The sequence below is a fragment of the Vibrio sp. 10N.261.52.C2 genome (assembly GCF_041471425.1).
Lineage (GTDB): Bacteria > Pseudomonadota > Gammaproteobacteria > Enterobacterales > Vibrionaceae > Vibrio > Vibrio crassostreae_C.
In genome coordinates this window covers 1-367 of record NZ_JBFROH010000116.1, presented here as the reverse complement: position 1 = coordinate 367, position 367 = coordinate 1, and the positions used below count along the sequence as shown (strand labels likewise).

At 52.0% G+C, this 367-nt stretch carries 2 tRNA genes; both read right to left on the bottom strand.

Going from position 1 to position 367, the window contains the following annotated elements:
• Positions 1-148 precede the first annotated feature (148 nt).
• Positions 149-225: transfer RNA gene (locus AB4307_RS21990), tRNA-Trp, on the bottom strand.
• Between the two features lie 59 nt (positions 226-284).
• A tRNA-Asp gene (locus AB4307_RS21985) sits at positions 285-361 on the bottom strand.
• Positions 362-367: the final 6 nt, after the last annotated feature.

Genomic DNA, 367 nt, shown 5'->3' with positions numbered 1-367 from the left:
AATTTTCCGGATTGGTATTAAATATGACAGGGGTGGACTGAGCCGGCACTCCGGATATTCGACCGGGCTGGCATTCCAGCTCACGACATTGCTTCGTAGAAGCAATAGATGCAAAAAAGCCTCAGCATTTCTGCTGAGGCTTCGCATATGGCAGGGGTGGAGAGATTCGAACTCCCAACACGCGGATTTGGAATCCGCTGCTCTGCCAATTGGAGCTACACCCCTAAAACTTTCATTACTTCAGATTCGAAAAAACCTCGCACTAGGCGAGGTTATCGAATAAGTGGCGGAGTGGACGGGACTCGAACCCGCGACCCCCGGCGTGACAGGCCGGTATTCTAACCAACTGAACTACCACTCCGCAGTG